Origin of the sequence: Janthinobacterium sp. P210006, from assembly GCF_036231885.1 — a bacterium.
In the GTDB taxonomy this organism is placed as follows: Bacteria; Pseudomonadota; Gammaproteobacteria; order Burkholderiales; family Burkholderiaceae_D; genus Janthinobacterium; species Janthinobacterium violaceinigrum.
On sequence record NZ_JAZARD010000001.1, the window covers coordinates 1,436,095 to 1,451,290 of the forward strand.

12 protein-coding genes are annotated in these 15,196 nt (G+C 63.4%); 11 read left to right on the forward strand and 1 reads right to left on the reverse strand.

Annotation, left to right across the window (positions count from 1 at the left end):
• Positions 1-14: 14 nt before the first annotated feature.
• From VPH41_RS06365 to VPH41_RS06410, 10 genes are all read left to right on the forward strand, one after another.
• The gene (locus tag VPH41_RS06365; protein ID WP_328569327.1) at positions 15-2,480 is read left to right on the forward strand and encodes a tetratricopeptide repeat protein; all 2,466 of its coding nucleotides are present in this window, start codon (positions 15-17) and stop codon (positions 2,478-2,480) included.
• A 94-nt stretch (positions 2,481-2,574) separates the two neighbouring features.
• A complete protein-coding gene (gene surE, locus VPH41_RS06370; protein ID WP_328569328.1) occupies positions 2,575-3,312 on the forward strand; it encodes a 5'/3'-nucleotidase SurE in 738 nt (245 codons plus the stop codon).
• Between the two features lie 22 nt (positions 3,313-3,334).
• Positions 3,335-4,222 (forward strand): protein-L-isoaspartate(D-aspartate) O-methyltransferase, encoded by an 888-nt coding sequence (locus VPH41_RS06375; RefSeq protein WP_328569329.1) that lies wholly within the window; start codon positions 3,335-3,337, stop codon positions 4,220-4,222.
• Between the two features lie 42 nt (positions 4,223-4,264).
• Positions 4,265-5,185: a peptidoglycan DD-metalloendopeptidase family protein gene (locus VPH41_RS06380; RefSeq protein ID WP_152281119.1), complete on the forward strand. Its 921-nt coding sequence runs from the start codon at positions 4,265-4,267 to the stop codon at positions 5,183-5,185.
• An 8-nt stretch (positions 5,186-5,193) separates the two neighbouring features.
• Positions 5,194-6,225 (forward strand): RNA polymerase sigma factor RpoS, encoded by a 1,032-nt coding sequence (gene rpoS / locus VPH41_RS06385; RefSeq protein WP_099374978.1) that lies wholly within the window; start codon positions 5,194-5,196, stop codon positions 6,223-6,225.
• 240 nt (positions 6,226-6,465) lie between these two features.
• Positions 6,466-7,806 carry a 23S rRNA (uracil(1939)-C(5))-methyltransferase RlmD gene (gene rlmD, locus VPH41_RS06390; protein ID WP_328569330.1) on the forward strand — a complete coding sequence of 447 codons (1,341 nt, stop codon included), beginning with the start codon at positions 6,466-6,468 and terminating at the stop codon, positions 7,804-7,806.
• A gap of 480 nt (positions 7,807-8,286) precedes the next feature.
• Positions 8,287-10,245 carry a glycosyl hydrolase family 18 protein gene (locus tag VPH41_RS06395; protein ID WP_328569331.1) on the forward strand — a complete coding sequence of 653 codons (1,959 nt, stop codon included), beginning with the start codon at positions 8,287-8,289 and terminating at the stop codon, positions 10,243-10,245.
• Between the two features lie 76 nt (positions 10,246-10,321).
• Complete coding sequence (locus VPH41_RS06400) at positions 10,322-11,362, forward strand: cupin-like domain-containing protein (RefSeq protein ID WP_328569332.1); 1,041 nt, start codon at positions 10,322-10,324, stop codon at positions 11,360-11,362.
• 297 nt (positions 11,363-11,659) lie between these two features.
• A complete protein-coding gene (gene cfa, locus VPH41_RS06405; RefSeq protein ID WP_442906236.1) occupies positions 11,660-12,817 on the forward strand; it encodes a cyclopropane fatty acyl phospholipid synthase in 1,158 nt (385 codons plus the stop codon).
• A 28-nt stretch (positions 12,818-12,845) separates the two neighbouring features.
• The gene (locus tag VPH41_RS06410) at positions 12,846-13,691 is read left to right on the forward strand and encodes a LysR family transcriptional regulator (protein WP_328569334.1); all 846 of its coding nucleotides are present in this window, start codon (positions 12,846-12,848) and stop codon (positions 13,689-13,691) included.
• Between the two features lie 152 nt (positions 13,692-13,843).
• Here VPH41_RS06410 and VPH41_RS06415 read toward each other — a convergent pair whose 3' ends face one another.
• Complete coding sequence (locus tag VPH41_RS06415; protein WP_034752039.1) at positions 13,844-14,530, reverse strand: Bax inhibitor-1/YccA family protein; 687 nt, start codon at positions 14,528-14,530, stop codon at positions 13,844-13,846.
• A 222-nt stretch (positions 14,531-14,752) separates the two neighbouring features.
• On the opposite strand from VPH41_RS06415, the gene ndk reads away from it, so the two are divergent.
• Complete coding sequence (gene ndk / locus VPH41_RS06420) at positions 14,753-15,169, forward strand: nucleoside-diphosphate kinase (protein WP_070223377.1); 417 nt, start codon at positions 14,753-14,755, stop codon at positions 15,167-15,169.
• Positions 15,170-15,196: the final 27 nt, after the last annotated feature.

The following is a 15,196-nucleotide window of genomic DNA, read 5'->3' on the forward strand; positions in this document are numbered from 1 at the left end:
TAAAAGGTCCTGTCATGGAATGCCAACGCCTCTCCCTGCCACCTTTGAGCGCCCCTGGCGAAGTCGTCACCTTCTATTCCTACAAGGGCGGTACCGGCCGCACCATGGCCCTGTCGAACATCGCCGTCCTGCTGGCGCGGCGCGAAAACGCCAGCGTGCCCGTGCTGATGCTGGACTGGGACATGGAAGCGCCGGGCCTGCACCATTATTTCGAGCAGCACGAGGAGCGGCCGGGCGTGCTCGAGTTCTTCGAGGCGTGTCGCCAGCAGCTCGAGCGCATCGGCCTGGAAACGGCGGGCGCGCGCGCCGGCGGTCAGGGCGGGGGGCGCGAGGATGCGGCGCTGGCCCAGCGCGTGCTCGACGCCATCGACTGGCAGCAGTACGTGGTGCGCGTCGACCAGGGCAGTCCGCTGTACCTGATGCGCGCGGGGCGTTTCGACGCCAGCTACAGCGAGCGCCTGGCGCAGATGCGCTGGGACCAGCTGTTCGACACGTGCCCGGCCCTGTTCCGCTGCTTCGCCGATACCCTGGCCCAGCATTTCCGCTATGTGCTGGTCGATTCGCGCACGGGCCGCACGGACAGCGCGGGCATCTGCACCACCTTGCTGCCAAAAAAGCTGGTGGTGGTCTTCACGCCGAACCGGCAAAGCCTGGAAGGCGTCGATGCGCTCGTCACGCGGGCCATCGAGTACCGCCGCAGCCATGAGGACGAACAGCGTCCGCTGCTCGTCTACCCCTTGCCGTCGCGCATAGAAATGGGCGATGGCGCGCAGCGCGCCGAGTGGCGCCGCGGCGATGCGCACAAGGGTATCGCCGGCTTCCAGCCCATGTTCGAGCGCCTGCTGCGCACGTCCTACGGCTTGTCGCAGATCGCCCTCGACAGCTATTTCGACGAAGTCCAGCTGCAGCAGACGAAAACCTTTGCCTATGGCGAACAGCTGGCCGTGCGCATCGACCAGGGCGGCGACCGCTTTTCCCTCACGCGCACCTTCGAAGCCTTTCTGCACTGGCTGACGGGCGGCTATTTTCCATGGCAATCGAGCCGTGAAATCGCCTTGCTGGGCGCCATCGGCGAAGCGCGCCAGGCCCTGCTGCTGGAGCCGGGCCGCGCCGTGGCCCTGCCGTTGGCGCGCGACCTGGCCCGCCTGGGCGAGCTGTACCGCAAGGACGGGCGCACCGCGCAGGCGCTCGATGCCTTCCGCCAGAGCGTCGAGATCCGCGTGCGCCTGCTGGGCGAGGAGCATCCGGACAGCCTCGCGTGCAAGAGCGGCATGGCGCGCCTGCTGCGCCAGCTGGGCAAGCTCGACGAAGCCCGTTTCCTGGAAGAAGACGTGGTCGACGTGCGCGAGCGCGTGCTGGGCGGCGAACATCCCGATACACTGGCCGCGCGGGCCTGCCTGGCGCAAACCCTGCTGCTGCAGGGAGAACTGGCGGCAGCCCTGCTGCTGCAGGACACGGTGCTGGCCACGTACGCGCGCCAGCTGGGCGGCGAGCATCCGCTGACCCTGGAAGCGATGGATGGCCGCGCCGCCACCCTGCTGCGCATGGGCCGGCTGGCGCAGGCGCAGCAAGTGCTGGCGACGGTGGTGGCGGCGCGCGAGCGCCTGTTCGGCGCCGAGCATGGCGATACCTTGCGCAGCAAGCTGGCCCTGGCGCAGGCGCTGGGGCGCGAAGGCGACCTGGAAGGCGCGCGGCGTCTGTTCGCTGCCGTCCTGCAGGCGCAGGAACGGCGCCTGGGCAGCGACCATGCGGCCACCCTGGCCACGCGCGATTTGCTGGCCGATATCGTGGCCGGGCAGGGCGACTGGGCCGGCGCGCGCCAGCTGCATGAAGACCAGGTGGCGGCGCGCGAGCGCACGCGGGGGCTCGACCATCCGGAAACCCTGATGAGCCAGCGCAAGCTGGCCGAGGCGCTGCTGCGGCGCGGCGAACTCGATGCGGCGCGCAGCGTGCAGGAGCAGGTGCTGGAAGTGCATGCGCGCCTGCTGGGCGAAGACCACCTCGACACCTTGCACAGCAAGACGCAATTGGCCGGCACCCTGCAGCAGCAGGGCGACAGCGCGGCGGCGCGCCTGCTGGAAGACGCCGTGCTCAGCGGCAGCGACCGGCTGTTGAATGCGCCCGTCACGGGACATGCGGACAGCGTGCTGGACGGCGCGCGGCATTTGCAGGAAACCATCCTGGCCGGCCGCGCCAGCGGGCACGACGCAGCCGAGCCCGATACCCTGGCCAGCATGATTTCGATGTTGCAAGGCATGATAGAGCGCGAACAGTATGCGCAGGCGGGCGAACTGGCCGAACATCTGAAGTCCTGCCTGCTGCGCCCGGGCGTGCCGGGCAAGCTGCGCCGGCGCGGCATGGCGCAGCTGAAAAGGATGTATAAACTGCAAGGCGACCTGAATGCCTTGCTGGCCTTGCAGGAAGATGAAGTGCAGGCGCTGGAAGGGGCCTTGTCCGAGGCGCGCACCGAGCAGCGCTGACCTTGCGCGCCATGCCTGTGCGATGGCACAAATAATGCCGTCAATCGGCGTGCGGCACGCGCAGTGTTGGCATTGCTTCAGGTAAAATCTCGTTATGAGAATTCTTATCAGTAACGACGACGGTTACCTGGCGCCAGGCTTGGCAGCCCTGGCCGACGCGCTCGCGCCCATTGCCGACATCGTCGTGGTGGCGCCCGACAGCAACCGCTCGGGCGCGTCCAATTCGCTGTCGCTGGACCGGCCCTTGTCCGTGCACAAGGCCGCCAATGGCTTTTATTTTGTCAACGGCACGCCCACCGACTGCGTGCATGTGGCGCTGACGGGCATGCTCATCGAGCGTCCCGACCTGGTGGTTTCCGGCATCAACAACGGCCCCAACATGGGCGACGACACCCTGTATTCGGGCACGGTGGCCGCCGCCACGGAAGGCTATCTGTTCGGCATTCCCGCCATCGCCTTTTCCCAGTCGCAGTTCGGCTGGGCCAACCTGGACGCGGCTGCCCGCGTGGCCAGGGACATCGTCGAGCGCCAGTTTGACGCCTTGCAGAAACCGTATCTGCTGAACGTGAACATCCCGGCGATTCCTTACGAGCAGATGCAAGGCATGGCGGCCACGCGCCTGGGCAAGCGCCATTCGGCCGAGCCGGTGATACGCGCGCTCGATCCCCGCGGCCGTGAAATCTTCTGGATCGGCCCCGCCGGCGCTGCCAAGGAAGGGGGGCCGGGCACGGACTTCCATGCCGTTGAACATGGGAAAGTGTCGATCACCCCGCTGCAGATCGACCTGACCCATACCACCCAACTCGATGCGCTGGCACAAGGCCTGGCATGAGCGCTCACGATGACCGACAACCATGACCGATAAGCCGCGCACCTTCCCCCTGTCCCTCGATTCGCTGGCCGGCAAGCCCGCCAGGCAGGGCGGGGGGCAGTCGCTGGCGCAGTCGCGCATCGCCACGCCGCAGACGGCCACGCAGAATGCGGCGCAAAGCGCGGCCCGGGGCGGGGCGCCGCACCATGGCGCCGTGCCCATCGCGCCATCGCGCGCCCAGGCCATCGCCAATGAACGGGCGCAGCCGGCCATGGCGTCGCCGCCGCGGCAAAACCCGCTCGTCTCGGACGCCGTGCGCCGGGCCATGGTGGCGCGCATCGCGAAACAGGGCGTCAAGGACCCGGTGGTGCTGGACGCCATGCAAGCCGTGCCGCGCCACATGTTCATGGACGAGGCGCTGGCTTCGCAGGCGTATATCGACGCTTCCTTGCCCATCGGCCACCACCAGACCATTTCGCAGCCGTATATCGTGGCGCGCATGATCGAAGTGATGCGCCAGGGTGGCAGCCTGCAGCGCGTGCTGGAAATCGGCACGGGCTGCGGTTACCAGGCAGCGGTGCTGTCGCTGGTGGCGAAAGAGGTGTATTCGATCGAGCGCATCCGGCCCCTGCACGAGCTGGCGAAGGCGAATCTGCGCCCGCTGCGCGTGTCGAATCTGCGCTTGCAGTACGGAGATGGTATGCTTGGCCTGCCGCAGGCGGCGCCCTTCGACGGGATCATCCTTGCCGCAGCCGGCCTGGAAGTCCCGCAAGCCCTGCTGGAACAGCTGGCGCCCGGCGGGCGTCTGGTTGCGCCGGTGGGGGCTAAATTGCAACACTTACAACTCATTACCCGGGTGGGAAAAATGGAATGGACCAGCCAGACCCTGGAAGATTGCCATTTCGTGCCTTTGCGCCCGGGCACCATATGATCCCCGGATCAGCTAGCAAGCAGGACCTAAATATACATGCGAATGATTAAGAAAAGTAACATACTCCTCTGCAGCCTCGCGCTGGCCGCCCTGTTGAGCGGTTGCGGCACCACAGGCGTCCAGGCGCCCGTCGTGGAGCGCCATCCCACGAGCAGCAGCGCCGCCGCCAGCGATCCCCGCGACCGCGACCCCGCTTTTTATACGGTCAAGCGCGGCGACACCCTGTTGCGCATCGCGCTGGAACACGGCCAGAATTACCGCGACCTGGTGGCCTGGAATGACTTGAGCAACCCGAACGACATCAAGGTCGACCAGGTATTGCGCGTGCTGCCGCCGAATGGCGACACGGGCGGCGCGCAGACGTCGGCCATCGTCATGCCGCCCGCCACGGAAGTGAAACCGGCGGCGCCTGTCGTGCCGAAGAAAACGGGCCCGCGCGGCGAGAAGCGCGCGTACTCCGACGCCACCCTGGCCGAGCTGCGCGCCGATGGCGGCACCGGCGACACCAAGCCGGCACCGGCGCCGGCAGCAGCCGTTGCCGCCGCACCGGCCGCCGCAGCGGCAGCAGCGCCTGCGGCATCGGCGCCTGGCGACGACAAGATCAGCTGGATGTGGCCTTCCGAAGGCAAGGTCATCGGCACTTTTGACGAAGGCAAGAACAAGGGCGTCGATATCGCCGGCAAGGCGGGCCAGCAAGTGGTGGCCGCCGGCGCGGGAAAAGTCATGTATGCCGGGAGCGGAATCCGTGGTTATGGTAATCTTGTCATCGTGAAGCACAGTAATAGCCTGTTGTCGGCATATGCGCATAACCGCAGCATCCTGGTGAAGGAAGGGCAGAACGTCAACAAAGGCCAGGCCATCGCTGAAATGGGCGATTCCGATGCCGACCGCGTGAAGCTGCACTTTGAAATCCGCCAGCAGGGCAAGCCTGTCGATCCTTCGAAATTCCTGCCTAACCGTTAGGTAAAGCAATGACACACGCGCCGCACGATCAGCTGGACGATGACCCGGAACCGCCGGAAGACGGGGCGGACGAAGTCGTGACGGACGATGCCGGCGAACTCGACGGCATTGACGCCGTCGACGCAGGCGAAGGCGGCGAAGTGGCCAGCGTCAGCGTGCTGGTTGAAAGTGTCGATGAACTGAAAAAAGTGCTGGCGGCCGAGCTGTCGACCGATACCACGCAGCACTATCTGAACCAGATCGGCACGCGGCCCCTGCTGACGGCGGCGCAAGAGGTGCATTACGCCACCCTCGCCAAGCAGGGCAATTTCGAAGCGCGGCAAACCATGATCGAACACAACCTGCGCCTGGTGGTGTCGATCGCCAAGCATTACATCAACCGCGGCGTGGTCTTGCTCGACATGATAGAGGAAGGCAACATCGGCCTGATGCGGGCCATCGACAAGTTCGAACCCGAACGCGGTTTCCGCTTTTCCACGTACGCCACCTGGTGGATACGCCAGAGCATCGAGCGGGCCATCATGAACCAGGCGCGCACGGTGCGCCTGCCCGTGCACATGGTGCGCGAACTGAATCAGATCCTGCGCGGCAAATATCACCTGGAAGCCCAGCACCACGACGGCAAGGATGCCACCGCGGAAGATATCGCCCACCTGGTGGGCCGTCCCGTGGAAGAGGTGCAGGATATCCTGGCCCTGTCCGAGCATGCCACCTCGCTCGACGCACCGCTCGACAACGATCCGCAGTCGTCCCTGATGGACATGTTGCCCGGCGCCAGCGAAGACAGCCCCGACGCGCGCGCGGAACACCATGAAATGACGGTGCTGGTGCGCGACTGGCTGACGAAGCTGCCCGACAAGCAGCGCGTGGTCATCATGCGCCGCTTCGGCCTCGACAACGACGACCCCGCCACCCTGGAAACCCTGGCCGAGGAAATGGGCGTGACGCGGGAACGAGTGCGCCAGATCCAGCAGGAAGCCTTGATCAAGCTCAAACGGGCCATGGCCGCACGCGGCGTCGTGCGCGACTCGCTACTGTAGCAAGTCTGATAAAAAGAACATGGCGGCGTTGCATGGCCTCGCCGTACTGACGTACTGTCTTCGGCCACGCGCCTTGCCCTGCGCATTTTCTCAGGCTTGCTGCCCGGTGAGGGCTTGAGCGGCTTTTGCCTGTCGCGATCTGCTATCATACGCCCCGCTCGCGGCGCCTGACCTTTTCCCCATTGTTTGCAAGTTCCAGCGCGGCCCTGCGTCCTGGCCCACTCTTACCTATTGATCGCTATGCAAGAAAATATCATCGAAATCAAATCGCTCGACATGGACGCCCGTGGCGTTGGCCATATTGAGAACGAAGACGGCTCGCCGGGCAAGGTTGTGTTTGTCGAGGGCGCACTGCCGGGCGAGCGCGTCAGCTTTGTGACGTTCAAGAAAAAGAAGAACTGGGAAATGGCCCGCATGACGGCGCTGCACCGCGAATCGTCGATGCGCGTGACGCCCAAGTGCAAGCATTTCGACAATTGCGGCGGCTGCTCGATGCAGCACCTGGAACCGTCGGCGCAGGTAGCGATCAAGCAGCGCGTGCTGGAAGATAACTTGTGGCATATCGGCAAGGTGCGTCCACAGAGCATCATGCGCCCCATGTATGGCCCAACCTGGGGCTACCGCTACCGCGCGCGCCTGTCCGTGCGCCACGTCAAGAAGAAAGACGCCGTGCTGGTGGGCTTCCATGAAAAGAAATCGGCGTTCGTGGCCGACATGGATAGCTGCGAAATCTTGCCGCCGCACATCTCCGCCATGCTGCTGCCGCTGCGCGGATTGATTGCTTCGCTGTCCATCTTCGACCAGATGCCGCAGATCGAGCTGGCCGTGGGCGAAGACGTCACGGCCATGGTCTTGCGCATCATGGCGCCCTTGACGGCGGACGATGAAACGAAATTGAAAGCCTTTGCCGACGAATACGGCGTGCAATGGTGGCTGCAGGTGAAAGGGCCGGAAACGGCCGTGCCGTTTTATCCGCTGGACAAGCAATTGCACTACCTGCTGCCGGAATTCGGCGTCAAGATGCCATTCAAGCCTGTCGATTTCACGCAGGTGAACCACCACATCAACCGCGTGCTGGTGTCGAAAGCCCTGCGCCTGCTGGAAGTGCAGCCGACCGACCGTGTGGCCGACCTGTTCTGCGGCCTGGGTAATTTCACCTTGCCGCTGGCTACGCAAGGCAGCGAAGTGGTGGGCATCGAAGGCAGCACTACGCTGACGGAGCGGGCGCTGGAAAACGCCCTGGCCAATGGCCTGGCGGAAAAAACTTCGTTCTCCACGCGCAACCTGTTCGAAGTGACGACGGACGACCTGATCGCGCTGGGCAAGTTCGACCGCATCCTGATCGACCCGCCCCGCGATGGCGCCATGGCCCTGTGCCAGGCATTGGTCGGCCTGTCGCAAGTGCGTCCCGACATGCTGCCCAAGCGCATCGTCTACGTGTCGTGCAGCCCATCGACTCTGGCGCGCGACGCCGGCATCCTGGCGCTGGAAGCGGGCTATGTGCTGAGCAAGGCAGGCGTGGTGAACATGTTCCCGCACACTTCCCACGTCGAGTCGATGGCAGTGTTTGACCTGGTCTGAAGGCACACCTGAGAAAACGTCCATAGCTGCGTTGCCTTGCCTAGCCGTACTAGCGTACTGTCTTCGGCAAGGCGCCTTGCTCTGAACGTTTTTCAGGCGCGCTGAGCTTATCTATGCTTTGGTGCAGATTCTGCCTTTCCGCCTGATTTCACCCTAATACCACTTACGCTGTTTTATAAAATTGGTCTGTTTTTTCTCGATCAATCCCTCCCGTTCGTCCTCCCTCTGCCGTTTTTTTCAGTGTCCAGTAGGACAACACGCCGTCCGCATAAGCCGCTGCGTTTTTCGCGCGAAGTGGTATTGCGCGGTTTGATGCCACTTCAAAACCACTTGACCGCCTATTTTTTCAGCAGCATGCTGTTCTTGCAACTGCAGAAAAACAAGATCACAGGGTAGCTCTTATCGAAGCAGAGTGGTATTTCCGCAACCTGAACAGGAGACAACGTGGAAAATTTAATACTCAGAAAGACGATCAGAAACATGATGGTATGCCTGGCCAGCGGTGGCGTGCTGGCCGCTTGCGGTGGCGGCGGCGACGCCGGCGCACCGGGCGGCGCGCAATTGCTGGCGGCCAGTGCGGCGGTGGCCTGCGTGCCATGGCAGGAGGGCGGCACGTATAACGCGGGCACGGTGGTCACTTACCTGGGCGCCAACTACACGGCCCTGGTGACGCAGACCGATCACGTGGGCTCGGGTTGGAACCCCGTCGCCACGCCTAGCCTGTGGAGCGCGGGCGGCACCTGCGATGGCGGTACCACGCCGACCCCAACGCCGACTCCGACTCCGACTCCGACCCCGACGCCCACGCCGACACCGGCGCCTACGCCAAATCCAACGCCCACCCCGACGCCAACGCCAACCGGCGGCACCTGCGCGCTGGCATGGGTGGCCAGCACGGCCTACAGCGCGGGCGCCACCGTCAGCTATGCGGGCACCAATTACCGCGCCAACTACTGGACGCAGGGCGACAACCCGTCGACCAGCAGCGGCGCCGCCGGCACGGGCAAGCCATGGACCAGCCAGGAAATCTGCAGCATCACGCCGACTCCGACTCCGACTCCGACTCCGACTCCGACGCCAACGCCGACGCCGACGCCGACGCCAACTCCGACCCCAACGCCAACGCCAACGCCAACGCCAACGCCAACGCCGACCCCAACGCCGACCCCAACGGGCCGCGAAGTGGGTTCCTATTTCGCCCAATGGGGCGTGTATGGCCGCGATTATGAAGTGGCAAACGTGCATTCCAGTGGCGTGGCCGACAAGCTGACCTTCATCAACTACGCTTTCGGCAACATCTATCCGAAAAATGGCGGCTACGAGTGCGGCATGATCACCAAGACGGAGCCGGGTGCGTCGAATCCGAATTCGCCGGACGCGGGCACGGGCGGCGATGCCGAGGCCGACTACATCCGCACGCCGAAGCGCACCGTCGATGGCCAGGCCATCCCGTGGGACGCTCCCTTGTCGGGCAACTTCCTGCAGCTGAAAAAGCTGAAGGCGGCGCACCCGAACCTCAAGCTGTTCATTTCGCTGGGCGGCTGGAGCTGGTCGAAGAACTTCTCCGTCGGCTCCGCCACCGATGCGCTGCGCAAGCAGATGGTGCGTTCGTGCATCGACATCTACATCAAGGGCAACCTGCCGGTGCAGGGCGGACGCGGTGGTGTGGGGGCGGCAGCCAACATCTTTGACGGCATCGACATCGACTGGGAATATCCGGTCGGCGGCGGCCAGCCGTACAACACGGTCAGCCCCAACGACAAGCGCAACTTCACCTTGCTGATGGCGGAATTCCGCAGCCAGCTCGATGCGCTCGGTGCAGCCAACGGCAAGCGCTATCTGCTGACGGCCGCTGTCGGTGCGGGCAAGGACAAGATCGACAACACGGAACCGGCCCTGTACTCGCAGTACATGGATTGGATCAACCTGATGACCTACGACTTCCACGGCGGATGGGAAAACAGCACCAACTTCAACGCCCAGCTGTTTGCCGACCCTGCCGATCCGTCGACGGGCATGGCGCGCGAATACGTGGGCGACAAGGCGGTGCAGTACATGATTGCCGCCGGCGTGCCGCGCGACAAGCTGTTGCTGGGCATACCGTTCTATGGCCGCGGCTGGACGGGCGTGGCGCCGGGACCGAACGGCGATGGCCTGTATCAGGCTGCCACGGGCACGGCGCCGGGCACCTACGAGTCGGGCATCGAGGACTATAAAATCCTCGTGGCCAAGTCCGGCACGCGCTACTACCATCCCGTCACCAAGCAGCTGTACCTGTACACGGGGGCGGGCGGCCAGTGGTGGAGCTACGACGATCCGACCGTCATCGGCACCAAGGTGAAATACGTCAAGGACCAGGGCTTGCGCGGCGCGTTCTCGTGGGAACTCGATGGCGACGCGAATGGCGTGCTGGCGACGGAGGTGTGGAAAGTGCGCTGATACTGCGCTAGAGTAGGATGAAGCCGGGCGGCATTGCTGCCCGGCTGCTTTATCACATAAAAAACAGGAGACGGCGATGGCGGCGGTATCGACATTGGGAGTCAAGCAGCAGACGCAGGAGCAGGAGCTGAGCCGCGAATGGCGCAGCTGGATCGCGGAAAACCTCATGCTGGGCAGCCACCCATCGGCGCTGATGCCGGTGCTGCAAAAGGCCGGCATCGCCGAGCCGCTGGCGCGCCGCGAAGTGGAGCTGGCGCTGCACAGCCCCTACCTGGCCGGCGCCGTGCGCCTGTCGAACCGGCTGGCCAAGCGCGACTGGGTGATCGACATCCAGCGCAAGCTGAACCACCTGCGTCCTCCCGAGATTCCGCGCCACGACAAGCTGTCCGCGCAGCAATTTCTGGACGAATACTATTCCACCAACCAGCCCGTGATCATCACGGGCATGATGGATGACTGGCCCGCCATGGCGAAATGGAGTCCCGCGTATTTCCGCGAGCATTACGCGCAGCGCGAAGTGGAAGTGCAGTTCGGCCGCGAGGCGGACGCGCAGTACGAGATGAACAGCGTGGCGCACAAGCGCAAGATGGCCTTTGGCGAGTACGCCAGCCTGGTCGAGGGCAGCGGCGCCACCAACGATTTCTACATGACGGCGAATAACAATTCGCAGAACCGGCAAGCCTTGCGCGAGCTGTGGGACGATATCGGCCAGCTGCCCGAATACCTGCGGCAGGATGGCGGCCCCACGGGATTTCTATGGTTCGGTCCGGCCGGCACGGTGACGCCGTTTCACCACGACCTGACGAACAACTTCATGGCGCAGGTCAAGGGGCGCAAGCGGCTGCGCATCATGGCCGCCTGCGAGGTGGCGCGCGTGTACAACCAGCGCCACTGCTTTACGCCCGTCGACGGACGCGACATCGACCTGCAGCGCTATCCGCTGATGGCCGACGTGCAGGTGCGCGAATGCGTGCTGGCGCCCGGTGAAATCCTGTTTTTGCCCGTCGGCTGCTGGCATTTCGTCGAGGCGCTCGACATCTCCATGACGGTGGCGTTTACCAATTTCAAATGGGATAACGATTTTTACAGCAAGTATCCGCCCAATCACGACTTTTGATTGCCGCCGCCAGTGCGGCGAACATGCCGGAAACAGCCGCCGTACAGGCGGCTTTTTTCATGCTACGGCACGCTTCATGCTGCATATATTTCCATAGAATAATTGATTCAAATCATTTTGAAGCAAATATTTTGATATGAACGGCCATGATGTTTCATTATCCAGATGGCGATGGCGGGCGGATAATTTTATTGCTGGTGCGCCGCCGGGCACCTGATGACTTGCCGGCGCGCGCCAGCACCGACAACCATCTGGAGGCGGCAGGGCATGAACACGCAGCACACGACACAAGCACGAATGCAGTTGCAACAGACACCGGCAAGTGGCGCCGGACGCCAGCACGCCACGCGGCTGACCCGCGAAGCGGCCGAACTGCTGGCCAGGGCCGACATCCACCTGAATGGCCGCGCCGCCTGGGACATGCAGCTGCGCAAGCCGGGCGTGCCCGAACGCGCCTTTGCCAGCGGCAACCTGGGCCTGGGCGAAGCGTACATGGATGGCGACTGGGATGCGCAGCAGCTCGACGAATTCTTTTGCCATCTGCTGCGCGCCCGGGTGGCCGACGACGTGCGCCCCATGCGCCTGGCCTTCCACGCGCTGTATGCGCGCCTGTTCAACCTGCAGACGGAGCGCCGCGCCTGGATGGTGGGCAAGGAACACTACGACCTGGGCAACGCCTTCTATGCGGCCATGCTCGATCCGCGCATGACCTATACCTGCGGCTACTGGAAGGATGCGGCCAACCTGGCCGAGGCGCAGGAAGCCAAGCTGGACCTCGTCTGCCGCAAGCTGCGCCTGGAACCGGGCATGCGCGTGCTCGACATCGGCTGCGGCTGGGGCAGTTTCATGCGCTATGCGGCGGAAAACTACCAGGTGCAGTGCGTGGGGGTGACGATCTCGAAAGAGCAGGCCGCGTATGCGCGCAGCCTGCCGGGCGGCGAGCACCTGGACTTCCGCCTGCAGGATTACCGCGACACGGACGAGAAATTCGACCGCATCGTCAGCATCGGCATGTTCGAGCACGTGGGGCATAAAAACCACCGCACCTTCATGGAAGTGGCGCACCGCTGCCTGGAAGACGACGGCCTGTTCCTGCTGCACACGATAGGCAAGAACAAGCGCCATTCCACGTGCGATCCGTGGATCGACAAATACATCTTCCCGAATGGCGACCTGCCGTCGATCGGGCAGATCGGCGACGCCATGGATGACCTGTTCGTGGCCGAGGACCTGCACAACTTCGGCGCCGACTACGACAAGACCCTGATGGCCTGGCATGCCAATTTCGAGCAGGCGTGGCCGCAGTTTTCCGCCCAGCTGGGCGAGCGCTTCCACCGCATGTGGTCGTACTACCTGCTGTCCTGCGCGGGTGCCTTCCGCGCGCGCGACTTGCAGCTGTGGCAATGGGTCTTGTCGAAGCAGGGCGTGCTGGGCGGTTACGAGCGGGTCAGTTGAGAGGCGCGGCAACTGATATGATGGATTGATGGACATCAATCAAGCGCGTACCTTCCTGGAAGTGGCTTCCTGCGGCAGCTTCATCATGGCGGCCGAACGCATGCACGTGACGCAGACGGCCGTCAGCGCCCGCATCCGCACCCTGGAGCAGCAGCTGGGGCGCCAGCTGTTTGTGCGCAACAAGGCGGGCGCGCGGCTGACGTCGGCCGGCGAGCGCTTCATGCGCCACGCGGCCACCATGGTGCAGGTGTGGGAAAGGGCGCGCCACCAGGTGGCCTTGCCGCCGGGGCGCGACGATGCCGTCAGCATCGGCTGCGAGCTGAGCTTGTGGCAGCCGCTGCTGGGCGACTGGCTGATACGCATGAGCCGCGATTGCCCCGAGATCGCCCTGCGCGCGGAAGTCGACAGTCCCGCGCGCCTGCTCGACGCCGTGCACGACGGTTCGCTCGACCTGGCCGTGCTGTACAACCCGCCGCAGCGCCCGGGTCTGGCCAGCGAACTGCTGGCCGAGGAAAAGCTGGTGATGGTGACCACGCGCGCCGACGGGCAGATGCATGCCGATACCTACGTGTACGTGGACTGGGGGCCCAGCTTTGCGGCCAATCACCAGGCGACGTACCCGGAGCTGAGCAGTCCGCCCGTCTCGATTTCGCTGGGACCGCTGGCCCTCGTGTACCTGCTGGAGGTGGGTGGCGCCAGTTATTTCCGTATCGGCTCGGCCCAGCCCTATCTCGATGCGGGCCTGCTGCACCGCGTGCGCGACGCGCCCGAGTTCTCGCATTCCGCCTATGCCGTCTACGCTGCCCAGCGCGACAACCCCACCCTGGACCGCGCCCGCGCCTGCCTGCTGGAGGTGGCGGAAAAGGTGAGGTGAAGCTGCAGACGTAAAAAAGCCGACCCGCGGGTCGGCTTTTTGATTCTTAATCGCAGTGCATAAAACGTTCAGGGCAAGGCGCAGTGCCGAAGACAGTACGACTGGTACGGCGAGGCGCTGCAACGCCGCCCTGGGCGTTTTTGCGCTGGCGATTAGTCGCGGCTGCCGCCAGCGAAACCCAGCAGCGACAGCAGGCTGGTGAAGATGTTGTACACGTCCAGGTAGATGCGCAGGGTGGCCGAGATGTAGTTGGTCTCGCCGCCGTTGATGATTTGCTGCACGTCATACAGGATGTAGGCCGAGAAGATGGCGATGGCGACCATGGAGATCACGATCGACAGTGCCGACAGGCCCAGGAAGATGTTTGCCACCGATGCCAGGATCAGCACGATCACGCCGGCAAACAGCCATTTGCCCATGGCCGAGAAGTCGCGCTTCGACACCGTGGCGATGGTGGCCATGACTGCCAGGATGGTGGCCGTGCCGCCGAACGCCGTCATGATCAGCATGCCGCCGTTCGAATAGCCGAGCGTGCGCGTCAGGATAGGCGTGAGCATCAGGCCCATGAAGAAGGTAAAGCCCAGCAGGACGGCGACGCCCAGGCCCGAGTTCTTGGTCTTTTCAATCGCGTACATGAAGCCGAATGCGACGGCCATGAAGATGATGAAACCCATGCCGCCGGTCAGCATCGGCAAATGCATTTGCACGCCGATGAAGGCGCCCAGCACGGTCGGTATCATGGACAGTGCCAGCAGCCAGTAAGTGTTGCGCAAGACCTGGTGGCGGACTTGCTGCATGCCTCCCGACAGGTCAAAGGTGCGTTGCATGTTCTGATTCATAGTGCCTCCGTGTTGTCAATTCAAATTACTACTTTGCCCAAGGATAGCATGGACCCCGGTTTTTACAAAAAAACCAGCTTAAGATTTAATTAAACTCAGGCAAGGGCAGAAGATGCCCACCTGCCTGTCTGGGTGATATGGGGTGGAGTATGGTAAAATCAAAGGTTGATTGAGTTATCAATTTACCGTTTTAAACCTTTCTTTTTATTGGAGTTTTCACACATGGCAATCGAACGCACCCTGTCGATCATCAAACCAGACGCAGTTGCAAAAAACGTAATCGGTCAAATCTACACCCGTTTTGAAAACGCTGGCCTGAAAATCGTTGCAGCACGCATGACCCAACTGTCGCGCGAACAAGCCGAAGGCTTCTACGCAGCGCACAAAGAACGCGGCTTCTTCAAGGATCTGGTCGACTTCATGGTTTCCGGTCCAGTCATGATCCAAGCCCTGGAAGGCGAAAACGCCGTTCTGGCCCACCGTGACCTGATGGGCGCGACCGATCCGAAGAAAGCAGAAAAAGGCACGATCCGCGCCGATTTCGCCGATTCGATCGACGCCAACGCCGTACACGGCTCCGACGCTGTCGAAGCTGCTAAAGTGGAAATCGCTTACTTCTTCCCAGAACTGAAGGCTTAATTGCCTTAGATAACGTTATTTCCTGGC